4 protein-coding genes are annotated in these 2,204 nt (G+C 53.4%); all 4 read right to left on the bottom strand.

Going from position 1 to position 2,204, the window contains the following annotated elements; translation table 11 throughout:
- Positions 1–96: 96 nt before the first annotated feature.
- A complete protein-coding gene (locus tag ABD842_RS13855) occupies positions 97–636 on the bottom strand; it encodes an IS630 family transposase (protein ID WP_345114986.1) in 540 nt (179 codons plus the stop codon).
- Positions 637–649: 13 nt separating this feature from the next.
- Positions 650–1,021, bottom strand: a complete 372-nt coding sequence (locus tag ABD842_RS13850; RefSeq protein ID WP_345114984.1) for a hypothetical protein — start codon at positions 1,019–1,021, stop codon at positions 650–652.
- A 416-nt stretch (positions 1,022–1,437) separates the two neighbouring features.
- Complete coding sequence (locus ABD842_RS13845; protein WP_345114981.1) at positions 1,438–1,806, bottom strand: amidohydrolase family protein; 369 nt, start codon at positions 1,804–1,806, stop codon at positions 1,438–1,440.
- A 30-nt stretch (positions 1,807–1,836) separates the two neighbouring features.
- Positions 1,837–2,082 (bottom strand): hypothetical protein, encoded by a 246-nt coding sequence (locus ABD842_RS13840; protein ID WP_345114978.1) that lies wholly within the window; start codon positions 2,080–2,082, stop codon positions 1,837–1,839.
- Positions 2,083–2,204: the final 122 nt, after the last annotated feature.

Raw genomic sequence — 2,204 nt, 5'->3', positions numbered from 1 at the left:
GGCTCGACCGCCTCGTACGCTTACGCTCGGCCCTGAAAAGTCCACAAATGCACTTGCTTACCGACCTGTTTAAAAAATCAACCGCGTAGTTTTGAATTACACCCGTTGGGCATCGGCACTGGTAATCCAGTCGATGGCGGTCTGCACCGCTTCTTGCAGGGCCTGCCGGCTACGGGCCTGGGCCGTGCGCAACGCCGTTTTGAGCTTGCTCCAGGCCTGTTCAATCGGGGCAAAATCGGGCGAGTAGGGCGGCAAAAACAGCACCTGTACGCCCCGCTCGGCCAACCACTCCCGTAGGCCCCCTATTTTGTGCACGGGCAGGTTGTCGAGCACCAGCACATCGCCCGGCCGCAGAACAGGGGCCAGACAATAGCCCACATACAAGGCAAAGCGCGGGTAGTTGAGCGCGCCCTCGAAAAGTTGCACGGCTTCCAGTCCCTGGTACGAGAGCAGCCCAAGGAGCGTGAGCGAGGCCCCGCGCTTGAGCGGGACGGCTTGCCCCACCCGCTGCCCACCCACGGCGCGGGCGTAGCGCCGGCTCGCATCCAGGCGCAAGCCGGTTTCGTCCAGAAAGTGAAACCGGCGGGTATCGTAGTGCTGGGCTACTGTTTCGACAAAATCGTGGCGCAGGGCCACGACGCGGGGCGTGTCACGCTCGCGGGCGTGCGTACTTTTTTTTTCGCCGCAGCTCCTGCTCGTCCAGCACCCGCCAGAGGCAGGTCTGGCCGATGGGCCGCCCACCCTGGGCCTGCCAAGCCTGGTTCAGCTCGGCTAGGGTGACATCGGCCTGCTGGCCTACATAGGCCACCAGCCACGCCTGGGCCGCCGTATCCAGGTAGCGTGCCCGCCCCCCGCTGGCCGGTTTCGGGGCCAGCGAGCCGGTTTCGCGCGCGTGGCGCAGCAGTTTTTTGATACAGGCCACGCTCACGCCGAAACGCTCGGCGACGGCGGCTTGGCGGGAGCTAGGCTGGTCCAAGGCCACCACCACACGGGTCCGTAAATCAAGAGAATAAGGTTGCATACGCTTCCTTACGTAAGCCCCACTATATAGCGGTTTCGCAACTGGCGCTCACTTTTTAAATCTCAAGCCACTGTTTAACAGTAGGTTACTTCTAAAAATTGGATGCACCGTTAACGAAACCGCTATAGGGTCTATATGGTTCGCGAAACTGCTATAAGTCGTCTTGTATTGTGCTGAAATTGAAACCTGGCATTAGCCATGTACTTCTCTTGGTTTTTTACCAGCGCAGTGTACGTAAAAAATGACTCTGCTATATACCTATAGGGACGGTCAATCAGAATTGGGATACCGTTTATGACAGGATACTCCTGTTTGTTGTCTGAGGATTTTAGGAGATTCTGCCCGTCACAAAAAGAAAATACCTCATGAACGACCGGACTAACAAATGAATCGTGGGTGTGATTACGCATGCGCTGTCAGTTATTGTATTTCTTTTTTATCGCCGACAATTTCTCGTCTATTTCCTTTTTGGAGAACCACCGGCCGCGAACCATTACACCACTGATCTTAGTAACATTTGTAATGTCCAGAAATGGATTCGCATCGAGTAAAACGATATCGGCATTTTGATTCGCTTCAATTTTGCCCAGGTTGTCATCTCCGAAATATTGGGCAGCGTTATACGTACACGCTCTCAGTATGTTTGCGTTACTGATGCCACACTGTGCGAACAGTTTCATTTCTTCAAGATAGCTATACCCGGGAATAATAAACGCGCCGTCGCCGGGACTCACCAATAGATTGACGCCTTGTTTGTCCTTGTGCGATAACAATTTTTTGTACACATTTATCCGCAAGGAATAGCCATCGTATTTTCATTTGAGTGCGGCGCTATCGATGCCATACAGATCTTTTTCCCAGCGGGCTACCAAATCTTTCGAAACATATTCGATACCGGGAGAGGCTTGCAAATTCTGCTTCGGAATTTGATAACCGTATATCAGGTACCAGTACAGGTCGGGACACGACCATAATCTTTTCTCCACAAACATAGTCATTGCGGCTGCATAGCGCGTGCTGTCGTATAAATAAAGACCGATGAAGGGTTCGATGTGCTCCACCGACGACTGACTTGCGTTTAGAGGGTGTTTGGGAATTGGACTTGAAGTAAACAGAAACGAGTCAGTAAGTTGCGGCGGGAGTTCCTAGGCTTCCGGACACATTATGGTTGACAGCTCTCAAC

The organism is Hymenobacter algoricola (assembly GCF_039539525.1).
Lineage (GTDB): Bacteria > Bacteroidota > Bacteroidia > Cytophagales > Hymenobacteraceae > Hymenobacter > Hymenobacter algoricola.
The sequence above is the reverse complement of the archived record's forward strand: the minus strand, read 5'-3'. Positions and strand labels throughout refer to the sequence as shown.